The organism is Brevundimonas sp. (assembly GCF_052436175.1).
In the GTDB taxonomy this organism is placed as follows: domain Bacteria; phylum Pseudomonadota; class Alphaproteobacteria; order Caulobacterales; family Caulobacteraceae; genus Brevundimonas.
In genome coordinates this window covers 100,405-113,825 of record NZ_JBQVNM010000002.1, presented here as the reverse complement: position 1 = coordinate 113,825, position 13,421 = coordinate 100,405, and the positions used below count along the sequence as shown (strand labels likewise).

At 68.5% G+C, this 13,421-nt stretch carries 12 protein-coding genes; 9 read left to right on the top strand and 3 right to left on the bottom strand.

From position 1 onward, the window contains the following. Positions 1-811: hypothetical protein (locus tag ACT6QK_RS01195; protein WP_444595998.1), on the bottom strand; the 811-nt coding region annotated here is incomplete at its 3' end. 405 nt (positions 812-1,216) lie between these two features. Between ACT6QK_RS01195 and flgK the strand changes: the two genes are divergently transcribed. From flgK to ACT6QK_RS01155, 8 genes are all read left to right on the top strand, one after another. Continuing rightward, on the top strand, positions 1,217-3,340 hold the full coding sequence (gene flgK / locus ACT6QK_RS01190) for a flagellar hook-associated protein FlgK (protein WP_444595997.1): 2,124 nt from the start codon (positions 1,217-1,219) through the stop codon (positions 3,338-3,340). Next, positions 3,340-4,269: a flagellin gene (locus ACT6QK_RS01185; protein WP_444595996.1), complete on the top strand. Its 930-nt coding sequence runs from the start codon at positions 3,340-3,342 to the stop codon at positions 4,267-4,269. The genes flgK and ACT6QK_RS01185 overlap by 1 nt, the downstream gene beginning before the upstream one ends. A gap of 62 nt (positions 4,270-4,331) precedes the next feature. After that, a complete protein-coding gene (locus ACT6QK_RS01180; protein WP_444595995.1) occupies positions 4,332-5,573 on the top strand; it encodes a putative DNA modification/repair radical SAM protein in 1,242 nt (413 codons plus the stop codon). After that, positions 5,573-7,045, top strand: a complete 1,473-nt coding sequence (locus ACT6QK_RS01175; protein ID WP_444595994.1) for a UdgX family uracil-DNA binding protein — start codon at positions 5,573-5,575, stop codon at positions 7,043-7,045. The genes ACT6QK_RS01180 and ACT6QK_RS01175 overlap by 1 nt, the downstream gene beginning before the upstream one ends. An 88-nt stretch (positions 7,046-7,133) precedes the next feature. Continuing rightward, positions 7,134-8,249, top strand: coding sequence for an MlaE family lipid ABC transporter permease subunit (locus ACT6QK_RS01170; protein ID WP_444595993.1), 1,116 nt, complete (start codon positions 7,134-7,136; stop codon positions 8,247-8,249). 74 nt (positions 8,250-8,323) lie between these two features. Beyond that, a complete protein-coding gene (locus tag ACT6QK_RS01165; RefSeq protein WP_444596000.1) occupies positions 8,324-9,076 on the top strand; it encodes an ABC transporter ATP-binding protein in 753 nt (250 codons plus the stop codon). A gap of 12 nt (positions 9,077-9,088) precedes the next feature. After that, positions 9,089-10,027: an MlaD family protein gene (locus ACT6QK_RS01160; RefSeq protein ID WP_444595992.1), complete on the top strand. Its 939-nt coding sequence runs from the start codon at positions 9,089-9,091 to the stop codon at positions 10,025-10,027. Continuing rightward, positions 10,024-10,650, top strand: coding sequence for an ABC-type transport auxiliary lipoprotein family protein (locus ACT6QK_RS01155; RefSeq protein ID WP_444595991.1), 627 nt, complete (start codon positions 10,024-10,026; stop codon positions 10,648-10,650). The genes ACT6QK_RS01160 and ACT6QK_RS01155 overlap by 4 nt, the downstream gene beginning before the upstream one ends. Before the next feature lie 28 nt (positions 10,651-10,678). On the opposite strand, the gene ACT6QK_RS01150 is transcribed toward ACT6QK_RS01155, so the two are convergent. Beyond that, entirely contained in the window at positions 10,679-11,332 is a 654-nt protein-coding gene (locus ACT6QK_RS01150; protein WP_444595990.1) for a 3-oxoacid CoA-transferase subunit B, read from the bottom strand. Then, a complete protein-coding gene (locus ACT6QK_RS01145) occupies positions 11,332-12,036 on the bottom strand; it encodes a CoA transferase subunit A (protein ID WP_444595989.1) in 705 nt (234 codons plus the stop codon). Before ACT6QK_RS01145 ends, ACT6QK_RS01150 begins: the two co-directional genes overlap by 1 nt. Before the next feature lie 232 nt (positions 12,037-12,268). On the opposite strand from ACT6QK_RS01145, the gene ACT6QK_RS01140 reads away from it, so the two are divergent. Further along, positions 12,269-13,420 carry a GNAT family N-acetyltransferase gene (locus ACT6QK_RS01140; RefSeq protein WP_444595988.1) on the top strand — a complete coding sequence of 384 codons (1,152 nt, stop codon included), beginning with the start codon at positions 12,269-12,271 and terminating at the stop codon, positions 13,418-13,420. Position 13,421 lies beyond the last annotated feature (1 nt).

Below are 13,421 nucleotides of genomic sequence, written 5' to 3'. Positions count from 1 at the left end.
GGCGGGAGGTGGGGGCGGGCCCGGCCGCCGGGTCGCGCACGGGCAGGCCGGAAAGGGGCAGGCCGGAAGACGACGCGGCGGTCGTGGCGACGGCGACCGCCGGGGGCGGCGCCGAGGCGACGGCCGTCTGGACAGCCTCGCCGGCGGCGTCAGCCGTTTCGGGGGTCAGGGCGGCCTCGTCTCCGCCCTCGGTGGAGGCGGTCTGTTCGGCGTTCAGACCCGACACCGCCAGGTCTTGAGACCCTGCGGCGGTTTCGGCCGTCCCAGCAACGCTCTTAAAGGCGACGGTCTGGGGAGTTTGAGGAATTCCGACGAGCGCCGGAGCGCCCTGAGCTGCGAAGCCTTCAGCCGTGGCGCCCTGAACCGTGGCGTCCTGAGCCGTGACGCGTTCAGCTGTGATGCCTTCAGCCGAGACGCCTTCAGCCGTGGCGTCCTGAGCCGTGACGCCCTGAGCCGTGACGTCTTGGGCCACAGCGTCTAGGGATAGCGCCTCTCCCTCGGCCTCGCCCTGCTCATCGGCGCTCGCCGTGATCGAATTCTCGTCTGTGGCGGCCGCCTCGGCTTCAGAGGAGGCGACGGGCCGATCCGCACCGGCGACGCTCGCAGGGGGCGTGGCTTCCGTGGACGCCGTTTCTGTCTCGACCTCGCGGGCCGGCGCCCCGTGCGTCCTGGTCGCGCTCTTGGTCACGGGTTTCGCGCTGTCCTCGACCCGCGCCAGGGCCTGGGCGAAGGCGCCGGACTCAGCCGAGACGGCGCCGCCGACCGGAGTCGGAGCAGGGGCGGTCGCGGCGAGCGGGGAGACGGCGGGCATGGGGCGCAGGCGGTTCCAGAATGTCGGCGGCGCCTGCTGCGCCAAAAGGTTCGCCGGGTCGGTCGCAAGCCTCGGGCCAAATCTGAAAATCCGCCAAAGTCATGAAATGGAAGACTAAATTGTAGCGACCCCGCCATGCCGTCTGCCGGGTCCGGTCGCTTTTTGCCGTGCAGCCGCCATCTTTTTGCCCGGCGGACGCCGCCGCCCTACATGGGGTCGCCGTCCCGGGAGTCCATTTGGCCCGGGCCTTGCGCCGTGTTCGCGCATGAATGGCGCTGCACGAACAAAAGCCTTTGAACTCAATGGCCTGAAAACGCCGTCGGCGCGGAGGGGCGGGCAAAATCCGCTTGTCGGCGGGCAAGTCTTGCCGGGCCGAGGCCGTCTGCGCGGCGGGGAGTGCGTCTGATGTCGCTGAACTCGATCCTCAACATCGCCAACTCGGGGATGATGACGGCCCAGAACCAGCTGCGGGTGGTTTCGGACAACGTCGCCAACGTCAACACGCCCGGATACATCCGCAAGGTCGCCGAGCAGGTCAGCCTCTCGACCCAGGGCGCGGGCGCCGGGGTCGATGTCGCCCGCATCAGCCTGGCCACGGACCGCTTCCTCCAGTCGGCGGGCCTCAAGGCCGGCGCCGAGGCCAGCCGCCAGGGCGTGAAATACGAACTCTACGACCAGATCCAGAGCCTGTTCGGCGATCCCGGCGGTGACAACGGGGTCTTCTCGCGCATCGATGACGCCTTCTCGGCCTTCTCGGCCCTGTCCAGCGCCGCCACCTCCTCGCCCCTGCGCCAGGAGGCGATCTATAAGGCCAGCGCCGTCTTCGACGAGGCCTCGCGCATCGCCACCCAGATCCAGAGCGTTCGGGCCGACGCCGATTCCAGAATCTCCACCGCGGTCAAGTCGGCCAACGACCTGATCCAGCAGATCGAGGCCCTGAACGTCGAGATCACCCGCTCTCGCGCCACGACCGGCGATTCCACCGGCGCGGAGACCAACCAGGCGGCTCTCGTCCGCCAACTCGGCGATCTGATGGACATCGGCGTCACCCCCCGGGCCAACGGCGGGGTCTCGATCCGCACCGGATCGGGCGTCCTGCTCGCCGGCGCGGGGGCGGCGACGCTCAGCTATCGCGGTGCGGGGGCGGTGAACGCCGAAAGCACCTTCGATGATATCTGGGTCACTGAGCCCGGCGGCCAGAGCCAGTCTCTGACCGACGGCCTCAAGTCCGGCGAGATCAAGGGCCTGCTGGAACTGCGCGATGTCGAGGCGCCCGCCGCCGCCGAGCGTCTCGGCGAGCTGATGACGAAGATGGCGGACGAGCTGAACCGCGCGCACAATACCAGCACCGCCGTGCCGCCGCCCTCCATCCTGTCCGGCCGAAACGTCGGCCAGTCGCTGGAGACCGCCCTGGCGGGCTTCACCGGAACCACGACCGTCGCCGTGGTCGACCCGACCACGAACGCCATCGTCGCCCGGGCCGAGATCGTCTTCTCCGGCTCGACCATGACGATCAACGGGGCGGCCGCCGACCCGACCACCTTCCTGGCCACGCTGAACGCCCAGCTCGGCGGCGCCGCCACGGCCTCCTTCGCCGACGGCAAGCTGACGATCGCCACCGGCACGACCAACGGCCTCTCGATCGCCGAGGCCGCGACGACGCCCAGCACAAAGGCCGGTCGCGGCTTCTCTCACTACTTCGGCCTCAACGACCTGGTCGTGACCGACCGCACCTCCAACTACGACATCGGCCTGACCGCCGCCTCGCAGCATGGCTTCACCGCCGGAGAAACCCTGACCCTGCGCGTCGCCGCAGCGGATGGAGAGCGGCTGCGCGACGTCACCGTCGCCGTTCCGGCCGGGGCGGGCACGGTGGCCGAGCTGCTGACCGCCCTCAACAGCCCCGTCACCGGCGTGGGTCGTTACGGCTCCTTCGCCCTGGACAGCGCGACCGGGGCGATGACCTTCACCGCCGCCGGACAGTCCGGCGCCACCGTCTCCGTGGCCCAGGACAATACGGTCCAGATCCCGTCCGGGGTCTCAGCGACCGAACTGTTCGGCATCGGGGCGGGTGTACGGGCCTCGCGCGCCGACGGTTTCTCGATCCGCAAGGACATCGTGGCCAATCCCAAGCTCCTGTCCCTGGCCAAGCTGGATCTGACGGCGGCGACGGGCGCGGCGGCGCTGGGCGTCGGCGACGGGCGCGGCGCCCTGACCCTGGCCGACGCCGGCCAGAACAACGCCGTCTTCCAGGCCGGCGGCGGTTCGGCCGGGGGGCTGATGTCCATCGCCCGCTACGCCTCCGATCTGTCCGGCGACATCGGCGCCCGCGCCGCCGCCGCCAAGACCCGCGCCGAAAGCGCCGAGGCCATCCAGACCGAGGCCGAGGCCCGACAGTCTTCGGTCGAGGGCGTCAATCTGGACGAGGAACTGGTCAACATGACCACCTACCAACAGGCGTTCAACGCCTCGGCCCGCCTGATCCAGGCGGCCAGGGACATGTACGACACCCTTCTCGGAATGATCTGATGAGCCGCATCTCCACCGCCAACAGCTACCAGTCGGCCCTGCTGAACCTGATGGCGGCCCAGACCCGCCAGGCCGACGCCCAGACCCGGATCGCGACCCAGAAGAACGCCACCGACCTCGGCGGCTTCGGGCGGGGGTCCGAAAGCCTGACGGCGCTCAAGGCCGCCCAGGCGCGCGTCCAGGGGTTCGTCGACGCCGGGGAGGCCCTGGCGGCCCGATTCGACGCCCAGGACCTGGCCCTGACCCGCATCGACGAGGCCGTCGGCGACGCCCGTTCCGCCATCGCCAACGCCCTGGCCAGCGAGAATGCGGTCACCGTGCTTCAGGATATCGGCAACCAGTTTCAGGCGGTTCAGGGCGCGCTGAATTCGAAGCATCAGGGCGACTATCTCTTCGCGGGATCGCGGACCGACACGGCGCCGGTCAATGTGCAGACCCTGGCCCAGCTGACCGCCGCGCCCGATGTGGCCTCGACCTTCACCAACGACGATCTGGCGCCGACCGCGCGCGTGTCGGAATCGGGCCCGATCAAGACCGGGGTTCTGGCCAGCGACGTCGGCTCGGACGTCTTCCAGATCTTCCGCGACATTCAGGCCTATAGCGACGATCCCGCCACCGGCCCGCTGAGCGGCAAGCTGACGGAGGCGCAGAAAACCTTCCTGACCACCCAGCTTTCGCGGCTCGATGCGGCCAAGCTGGCCGTGGTCAATGTCACGGCCAACAACGGCGCCCTGGCCAAGCAGGTGGAGGCCACGACGGCCTCCAACACCGCTCAGGTCACCATGCTGGACGGCCTGGTGTCCAAGCGGACCGACGCCGACCTGGCCCAGGCGGCAGTCGATCTCAATCTGTCGGAGGTGGCGATCCAGGCCTCGGCCCAGGTCATCAGCCGTCTCAGCGAGGTCTCCCTGCTCAACTTCCTGCGCTGACGACCAAATAAATCTCTGCGGCTACGCTGGACCCTGCTTGTTCAAGTGAACATAACGGGAACATGACTCAACTCGATCTTCGTCGAAAACTGGCTGTCCTTGCCGACGCCGCCAAGTACGACGCCTCCTGCGCCTCGTCCGGAACGACCAAGCGCAACTCCTTGGGCGGCAAGGGCGTCGGCTCGACAGAGGGCATGGGCATCTGCCACGCCTATACGCCGGACGGCCGCTGCGTCTCCCTGCTGAAGATCCTGCTGACCAACTTCTGCATCTACGACTGCGCCTACTGCATCAACCGGGCCTCCTCGAACGTGGAGCGGGCGCGGTTCTCGGTGCAGGAGGTCGTCGACCTGACCCTGAACTTCTATCGCCGCAACTATATCGAGGGCCTGTTCCTGTCGTCGGGCATCATCCGCTCGTCCGACTACACGATGGAGGCCATGGTGCGGGTGGCCCGCAGCCTGCGCGAAGAGCACGACTTTCGCGGCTATATCCATCTGAAGCTGATCCCCGAAGCCGACCCGCGTCTGGTCGAACAGGCCGGCCTCTATGCCGATCGTCTGTCCGCCAATATCGAACTGCCGCGCGACGAGGCCCTGTCGCGACTGGCGCCCCAGAAGAGCTCGGCGGTCATTCGCAAGGCCATGGGTCAGGTCCGGCTCAAGGTCGAGGCGGCCCGGCCGCAAAAGAAGGATCGCGCCAGGCCGCCGAAATTCGCTCCCGCCGGTCAGAGCACCCAGCTGATCGTCGGCGCCGACGGGGCGCCGGACAGCGAAATCCTCGACCGCAGCGCCTCCCTCTATGGCGGCTACGGCCTGAAGCGCGTCTACTATTCCGCCTTCAGTCCTATCCCGGATTCCAGTTCGACCCTGCCCCTCATCAAGCCGCCCCTGATGCGCGAGCATCGCCTCTATCAGGCCGACTGGCTGATGCGCTTCTACGGCTTCTCCGCCCCCGAGATCGCGGGTGTGACGCCGGACGGCATGCTGGACCTGGCCGTCGATCCCAAGCTGGCTTGGGCTCTGGCCCATCGCGACCAGTTCCCGGTGGACGTCAATCGGGCTGATCGGGAGAGGCTGCTGCGAACCCCGGGGCTCGGGGTGAAATCGGTCAATCGCATCCTTCAGGTCCGCCGCTATCGCACCCTCAGGCTCGAGGACGTCGCCCGTCTGTGTCGGGGGATCGACAAGGTCCGCCCGTTCATCACCGCCCTGGACTGGTCGCCCGGCGGCCTGACCGACGCGGCCGATCTGAAGGCGCGGCTGGGGCGCGAGCCGGAGCCGGTTCAGATGACGCTCTTCTGATGGCCGTCGCGACCCTGGCGTCAGAGATCGACTTCGACGGCTGGCGCGCCGCCGCCCGGGATTTTCGCCAGGCCGGCGTCCCTCCCGGCGACGCCGTCTTCCGCGTGGCGGGCGCGGCAGGCCAGGGCGGACTGTTCGATATGGAGACTGCGCCGTCGCCGCCCGCTCCGGCCGCCCCCTTCGCCGTGTCCCGCGCCTTCGTGGATCTGGCCAAGGCGGTGATCCTGCATCGCTCCGAGGACCGGTTCGACCTCCTCTACCGACTGCTGTGGCGACTTCAGGCCGAGCCCGACCTGATGCGGATCGTCTCCGACGCCGAGGTGGCCGACGCCCTCGGCCGGGCCAAGACGGTCAGCCGCGCCGCTCACAAGATGAAGGCCTTCGTCCGCTTCCGTCGCGTCGATGACGCCGAAACCGACCACTGGATCGCCTGGTTCGAACCCGCCCATCGGGTGCTGGAACGCACCGCGCCCTTCTTCGTCGCCCGCTTCACCACCATGCGGTGGTCGATCCTGACGCCCGACGGCGCCGCCTTCTGGGACAGGGAGACGCTCCGCTTCGGCCCGGCGGCGACGCGGGACCAGGCGCCCGCCCACGACGAGGTCGAGGACTTCTGGAAGACCTACTACGCCTCCATCTTCAACCCGGCCCGGCTCAAGGTCGGGATGATGCAGTCGGAAATGCCCAAACGCTACTGGGCCAACCTGCCCGAGGCGGCCCTGATCCCCGAGATGATCGCGGCGGCCGAGACCCGCGCCCGGACGATGGCGGAGACGGTCGGCACCCCGGCCAATCCGCGCATGGCCCGCGCCCACGCCCCCCTGGCCCGCGCCCCCACATCCGACGCCGCGCCTCCGCCCGCGACCGCCGAGGCCCTCCGCGACCAGGTCGAGGGCTGCCGCCGCTGTCCCCTGTGGCGCGACGCGACCCACGGCGTCTGCGGCGAGGGGCCCGAGCGGGCCCGGCTGATGATCGTCGGCGAACAGCCGGGCGATCAGGAAGACCTGGCCGGCCGCCCCTTCGTCGGCCCGGCGGGCCAGGTTCTGGACGCCGCCCTCATGGAGGCCGGGATCGATCGCTCCGACGTCTTCGTCACCAACGCCGTGCGCCACTTCAAGCACGAGGCGAGGGGCAAGCGCCGCCTGCACAAGACGCCGAACGCCGGAGAGGTCCAGGCCTGCCGCTGGTGGCTGGACGCCGAACGGGCCCGCATCCGGCCGGCGGTGGTGCTCGCTCTTGGTGCGACCGCGGCGCACGCCGTCCTGTCGCGAAAGGTCGCCGTGACGCAGGAGAGGGGGCGTCCGATCGCGCTCGAGGACGGGTCGCGCGCCCTGATCACCGTCCACCCCGCCTATCTGCTGCGTTTGCCGGACGCCAAGGCGCGCGAGCGCGAGCGCGACGCCTTCGTGGCCGACCTGAAGGCCGCCAAGGCTATGATTTCGACAGAATCACAACCTTCTGTCGAACCTTGACCGTTCGTCCGCGTTGATCCGTGCCACGCCCTGTCGCGTAATGCGCTGAGCCGTGGGCGATCGGGCCGATCTCGGCTATTGGGGATGCATGACCGCAGCGGATTTCCAGATTGACGACCGGGAGGGCGGCTCCGTTCTGCGCCTGACCGGCGACTGGACGACGACGGGTCTCGGCTCCGGCGCGCGCGATCTGCAGGCGCGTCTGGGCGAGGGTCGGGTCACGGCCTTGGACGTCAGCGAACTCGGCCGGTTCGACACCGCCGGCGCCCTCACTCTGGTTCAGGCGACGACCGAGGCCCTGCCGAAAGACGCCTGGGCGTCCCGTCCCGAGGCCGGCCGGATCTACGCCATGGTCGAGACGCTGGAGCGCCAGAGCGCCCCGCCGCCGCGGCGCCCCGACGCCCTGACGCGAACCTTCGCCAAGATCGGGCGCGGCGTTTTCGACATCGGCCACGAGATGCTGCTGTCGATGGCCTTCCTCGGACGGCTGACGACGGCGACCGGCGGGGCCCTGCGGCGGCCGGGGTCGATCCGCTGGCCCGCCTGGTTCAGCCAGGGGGAGCGGGCGGGGCTGGACGCCATGCCGATCGTGGCCGTGACCAACTTCTTCATCGGCGCCGTCATCGCCTTCCTCGGGGCCAACCTCCTGACCCAGTTCGGCGCGGGCGTCTTCACGGTGCAACTGGTCGCGGTGGCGACCCTGCGCGAGCTCGCCGTCCTCATCACCGCCATCCTGCTCGCCGGCCGCTCCGCCTCCTCCTTCGCCGCCGAGATCGGCTCGATGCGAATGAACCAGGAGGTCGACGCCATGCAGGTCATGGGGGTCAACCCCTTCCAGGCCCTGGTCATTCCGCGTCTGGCCGCCATGATCATCATGCTGCCGCTGTTGACCTTCATCGGCATGCTGGCCGGCTTCCTCGGCGGCATGCTGGTCACCTGGAGCCAGCTCTCCTACGGCCCCTCCTTCTTCATCCAGCGGATCAGCGAGGACCCGATGATGGGCACCCATCTGATGGTCGGGATGGTCAAGGCGCCGGTCTTCGCCGTTGTCATCGCCGCCATCGGCTGCCGTCAGGGCATGTCCGTGGCGGGCGATGTCGAAAGCCTCGGACGCCGGGTCACGGCCGCCGTGGTCCAGGCCATCTTCGCCATCATTCTGCTGGACGCCGTCTTCGCGCTGATCTTCCTGGAGCTGAACCTGTGAAGGCCGTCCAGCCCATCAAGACAAAGCGCGGCGCCCCCGTCACGCCGAAGCCCGCTCCGGCGCCGACCGAGGCCCTGATCGAGGTGCGCGGTCTGCTCAGCCAGTTCGGCGACCAGGTCATCCATCAGGATCTCGACCTCGACGTCATGCGCGGCGAGGTTCTGGGCGTCGTCGGCGGCTCCGGCACCGGCAAGACCGTCCTGCTCAACACCATCATCGGCCTGAAGCAGCCCGAGGGCGGTTCCGTCCGCATTTTTGGTCACGACACCTCTGACCTGACCTCGGAACAGGCGGCCGACATCGAGCGCCGCACCGGCGTCCTGTTCCAGCAGGGCGCCCTGTTCTCGTCCCTGACGGTGCTGGAAAACGTCGCCTCGCCCCTGGTCGAGCACACCCACCTGTCGCGCGACACCATCCGCGAACTGGCCGAGATGAAGATCGCCATGGTCGGTCTCAAGCCCGAAAGCCATCACCAAAAGCCGGCCGAACTGTCGGGCGGGATGCGCAAGCGGGTCGGCCTGGCTCGCGCCCTGGCGCTCGATCCCGAGCTGATCTTCCTCGACGAGCCGACGGCGGGTCTCGACCCCATCGGGGCGGCGGCCTTCGACCAGCTGATCCGCGACCTGTCCGACGATCTGGGCCTGACCGTCTTCATGATCACCCACGATCTCGATAGCCTTTACGCCATCTGCGACAAGGTGGCGGTGCTGGCCGACAAACACGTCGTCGAGAAGGCCACCGTTCAGGACCTCGAGCGTTCCGACCATCCCTGGATACGCGAATACTTCCTGGGGCCGCGCGGTCGCGCCGCCACCAAGGCCGCCTGAGGAGGGCGGGATATGGAAAGAGACGCCCACTACGCCGCCGTCGGCATCGCCACCGTCGCCCTCATGCTGGCGCTGGCCGTGTTCACGATCTGGCTGGCCCGCCTGCAGTTCAACAAGGACTACGACGTCTACGACATCGTCTTCTACGGCCCCGTGCGCGGTCTGTCCGAGGGAGGCGAGGTCCACTTCAACGGCATTCGCGTGGGCGAGGTCACCGACCTGAACCTGGACCCCCAGAAGGGCGATCAGGTCATCGCCCGGGTTCGTCTGAACGGCACGACGCCGGTGCGCGTCACCTCGCGCGCCCAGCTGGAGCCCCAGGGCATCACCGGTCTGAACTACATCCAGATCACGGCGGGCGACCCCAACAGCGCTCTGCTGAAATCCCAGTACCCAGACAGCGCCGTGCCCGTGATCCAGAGCCAGCCTTCGCCCATCGCCGAACTGCTCAGCGGCTCGGGAACGGTTCTGGCCCAGACAGTGGATGCCCTGAACCGCATCAACCGGGTCATGTCGGACGACAACATCCGCTCCTTCTCGACCAGCCTGAAAAACATCGAGTCCGTTTCGACCGAGTTTGAAGCGCGCAAGGGCATGCTGAAACAGCTTGAAGAGGCCCTGACCAACGCCAATGCTGCGGTGAAGGAATACGAGGCCCTGGGCGCTGACGCCCGTCGTCTGGTCAACACCGACGGCCGTCAGGCCATCGACAACATCAACAAGGCCACGGGCGACGCCCAGCAGGCCATCGCCTCGATCAACCGCTCGGTCTCGGGTCTGGAACGGCCGCTCGGCGACTTCGCTTCGACCGGCCTGCCGCAGCTGAACCAGACCATCCAGGAACTGAATGAGGCGACCCGCTCGCTGCAGGGCCTGATCGACGAGGTCCGCTCCAGCCCGCGTGACTTCATCAGCCGCCCGCCGACCCGTGAACTGGAGGTCCAGCCGTGATCCGTCGTTTCCTGATCCCCGTCGTCGCGGCGGGCGCCGTGATGGCCCTGGGCGGCTGCGCCCTGCTCAGCACCCCGGATCCGGTCCAGACTTACCGCTTCGGAGGCGGGACGACCCCGGCGGCTGCGGTCGCTCCGTCGCCCGCCCGCACGCCCATAGCCGTGGCCCTGCGGCGAGTCGAACTGCCGGAGGCGTCGCGCGGCGACCGCCTTCTCGGCGTGACGGGAACCGAAGTGTCCTACATCAAGGGCGCCCGCTGGATCTCCTCGGCGGACGTCCTGCTGGACGACAGTCTGCGGGCGGCCTTCTCGGCCCAGCCCGAGCGGATCCGCCTGCTCGGCGGCCGCGACGTCGGCCGGGCCGACCGGGTGCTCAGCCTGGAGGTGACGGCGTTTGAGGCCCGCTACGCGGCTCCGGGCGCCATCCCCGAGGTGGTCATCACCGCGCGGGGCCGGGTCACCACCCTGCCGGCCCGGGCGGTGGTCGAGGACCGGGTGTTCAACATCGTCCAGCCGGCCGGCGCCAACCGGATCTCGTCCATCGTCGAGGCCTTCGACATCGCCGTGCGCGACCTGAACAACCAGGTCGTGGACTGGACCGAGACGGCGACTCCGGCCGGTTGAATCTGCGGCCCGAGCGGGTTCGGCTGGATCAGGCTTGCAGCGCCGGGGCGATCGAATAGGCCGCCTCGGTCTTGCCCGCGACCTCGTCCAGCGTAACGCCCTCGGCCAGTTCGATCAGCTCCAGACCGGCGCCGCCCGGCTTGACGTCGAAAACGGCCAGATCGGTGATGATGCGGCTGACCACGCCCGTGCCGGTCAGGGGCAGGGTGCAGGCCTTCAGCACCTTGGACTGGCCGTGCTTGTTGGCGTGCTCCATCACCACGACCACGCGCTTGACGCCGGCGACCAGGTCCATGGCCCCGCCCATCCCCTTCACCAGCTTGCCGGGGATCATCCAGTTGGCGATGTCGCCGTTCTCGGCCACCTCCATGGCGCCCAGGATCGACAGATTGATGTGTCCGCCCCGGATCATGGCGAAACTGTCGGCCGAGCTAAAATAGCTGCTCTCGGGGATCTCGGTGATCGTCTGCTTGCCGGCGTTGATCAGATCGGCGTCCACGTCCTCGTCGAAGGGGAAGGGACCCATGCCCAGCATCCCATTCTCGGACTGAAGCGTGACTTCCATGCCCTCGGGAATATAGTTGGCGACCAAGGTCGGAATGCCGATGCCCAGGTTCACATAGAAGCCGTCCTGCAGCTCCTGCGCGGCGCGTTCAGCCAGTTGTTCGCGGGTGCGGGGCATCAGACGGCCTCCCTCTGACGGATGGTGCGCTGTTCGATGCGTTTCTCGAACTGGCCGATGAACAGGCGATCCACGTAGACCCCGGGGGTGTGGATGTGGTCGGGGTCCAGTGAGCCCGTCGGGACAATCTCCTCGACCTCGACCAGGGTGACCTTGCCGGCGGTCGCCATCATCGGGTTGAAGTTGCGGGCCGTCTTGCGGAAGACCAGATTGCCGCGCTCGTCGGCCTTCCACGCCTTGACGATGGCCAGGTCGGCGACGAGGCCGGTTTCCATGACGTATTTCCGGCCGTCGAACTCACGCACCTCCTTGCCGTCGGCGACCAGGGTGCCGACGCCGGTGGCGGTGAAGAAGGCGGGGATGCCCGCCCCGCCCGCGCGGATACGCTCGGCCAGGGTGCCCTGGGGGTTGAACTCCAGCTCCAGCTCGCCGGCCAGATACTGGCGCTCGAATTCCTTGTTCTCCCCGACGTAGGACGAAATCATCTTGGCGATCTGGCGCGTCTCCAGAAGCTGGCCCAGGCCGAAGCCGTCCACGCCTGCGTTGTTGGAGATGACCGTCAGACCCTTGACGCCCGAGGCCTTCAGCCCGGCGATCAGGTTTTCAGGGATGCCGCACAGGCCGAAGCCGCCCGACATCACGGTCATGCCGTCAAAGACCACGCCCTCCAGAGCGGCGGCGGCGTCGGCGACTATCTTTCCCATTCGCTTCCCTCGGATTTCATCTAATGATGAATATTGATTGGGGCCCTTCTAGCGGCATCGATCTATAGCGGCAAGTCGCATGGGCGACAGCGCTTTCGTCCGTCATCGCCATCCGACGGTTGGCCCGCTGCGTAACCTCCGGTAGAGGAGCTGCCGCTAACCTGCGCCAAGTCGTCGCACCTCTGGCCGTCTTTTTGCAGGTCGCAGGTCCGTCCTACTCGAGTGTTTCAATATGGCAGCCGCCGCCTCGCCCCTCGTCGTCGATCTGACGCCCGCCGCCGCGCTCGGCCGGGCGGACGCCGACGCCTGGCGGGCGATCCAGGCGGATCAGCCCGTCTTCGCCAGCCCCCTTCTGGGACCGGATTTCGCCATGGCCGTAGGGCGGGTGCGGGAAGACGCGCGCATCGCCGTCTTTCGCCGGAACGGCCGGGCGGTGGGTTTCTTCCCCCACCATCGTCGGCCGGGCGGGTTCGGCCGTCCCATTGGGGCGCCCTTCTCGGACTATCATGCGGTGGTGGCCGAGGCGGACGCCTTCGCGTCCGGCGACAGCGTCCTGGCCCTGTCGGGGCTCAAGGCCTTTCGCCACAGCGGCATGATCGACCCGCACGGCCTGTTCGCCGCGACCGATCAGCGCCACGAGGCCTTCTCGATCGAGCTGAACGGCCCGGCTGACGCCTATCTGGAGGCCTGCCGCGCCGCCAGTCCCAAGAAGTTCAAGAACTATCGCCGGCTGCAGCACCGCCTCGCCGAGATCGGACCCCTGTCGATCCGGTCGGGCGAGGACGCTTCGGTCCTCGACACCCTCCTGCGCTGGAAGAGCGAACAGTTCGTCCGCACCGGCACGCAGGACGTCCTGCGCCCGGCCTGGGTCGGCGCCCTGATGCACGATCTGTTCGAGACCCGCACCGGGGCGATGACCGGCCTGATGCTGACCCTTCACGCGGGCGACCGGCTGGTCGGCGGCCATTTCGGCATCCGCCAGGGCGAGGTCTATCACCCCTGGATCGCCTCCATGGACCCGGACCTGGCGGCCTATTCGCCCGGAAACGCCTTCCTGGATCAGGTCATCCGCGCCATGCCCGACCTGGGCTTGCGGATCTATGATCTCGGCCTCGGCCACGACCACTACAAGCGCCCCTATGTCTCGACCGTGAAGACGGTGTCCGGCGGGCTTCAATCGGCGCCGGGCGGGGCGGGCGCCTTCAGCCGGGCGGGCGACGAGGCCTGGCGCGTGGGCGCCCTTCGCCGGTCCGGCGCGATCGACAAGGTGCGCCGCCGGCTGGATCATATCGCCACCATCGACCCGTCGATCCGGGGGCGAATGCAGGGCCTGATGGAGGCGGTCGCCGCCACGCGCCGCCGCTCCCTGATCGCCGGGGACTGAG

Bases quoted from the DNA above. Each gene is read 5' to 3' on its own strand.
- ACT6QK_RS01180 (WP_444595995.1), top strand. From the start codon at position 4,332: ATGACTCAACTCGATCTTCGTCGAAAACTGGCTGTCCTTGCCGACGCC.
- flgK (WP_444595997.1), top strand. From the start codon at position 1,217: ATGTCGCTGAACTCGATCCTCAACATCGCCAACTCGGGGATGATGACG.
- ACT6QK_RS01175 (WP_444595994.1), top strand. From the start codon at position 5,573: ATGGCCGTCGCGACCCTGGCGTCAGAGATCGACTTCGACGGCTGGCGC.
- ACT6QK_RS01140 (WP_444595988.1), top strand. From the start codon at position 12,269: ATGGCAGCCGCCGCCTCGCCCCTCGTCGTCGATCTGACGCCCGCCGCC.
- ACT6QK_RS01145 (WP_444595989.1), bottom strand. From the start codon at position 12,036: ATGGGAAAGATAGTCGCCGACGCCGCCGCCGCTCTGGAGGGCGTGGTC.
- ACT6QK_RS01185 (WP_444595996.1), top strand. From the start codon at position 3,340: ATGAGCCGCATCTCCACCGCCAACAGCTACCAGTCGGCCCTGCTGAAC.
- ACT6QK_RS01150 (WP_444595990.1), bottom strand. From the start codon at position 11,332: ATGCCCCGCACCCGCGAACAACTGGCTGAACGCGCCGCGCAGGAGCTG.
- ACT6QK_RS01170 (WP_444595993.1), top strand. From the start codon at position 7,134: ATGACCGCAGCGGATTTCCAGATTGACGACCGGGAGGGCGGCTCCGTT.
- ACT6QK_RS01160 (WP_444595992.1), top strand. From the start codon at position 9,089: ATGGAAAGAGACGCCCACTACGCCGCCGTCGGCATCGCCACCGTCGCC.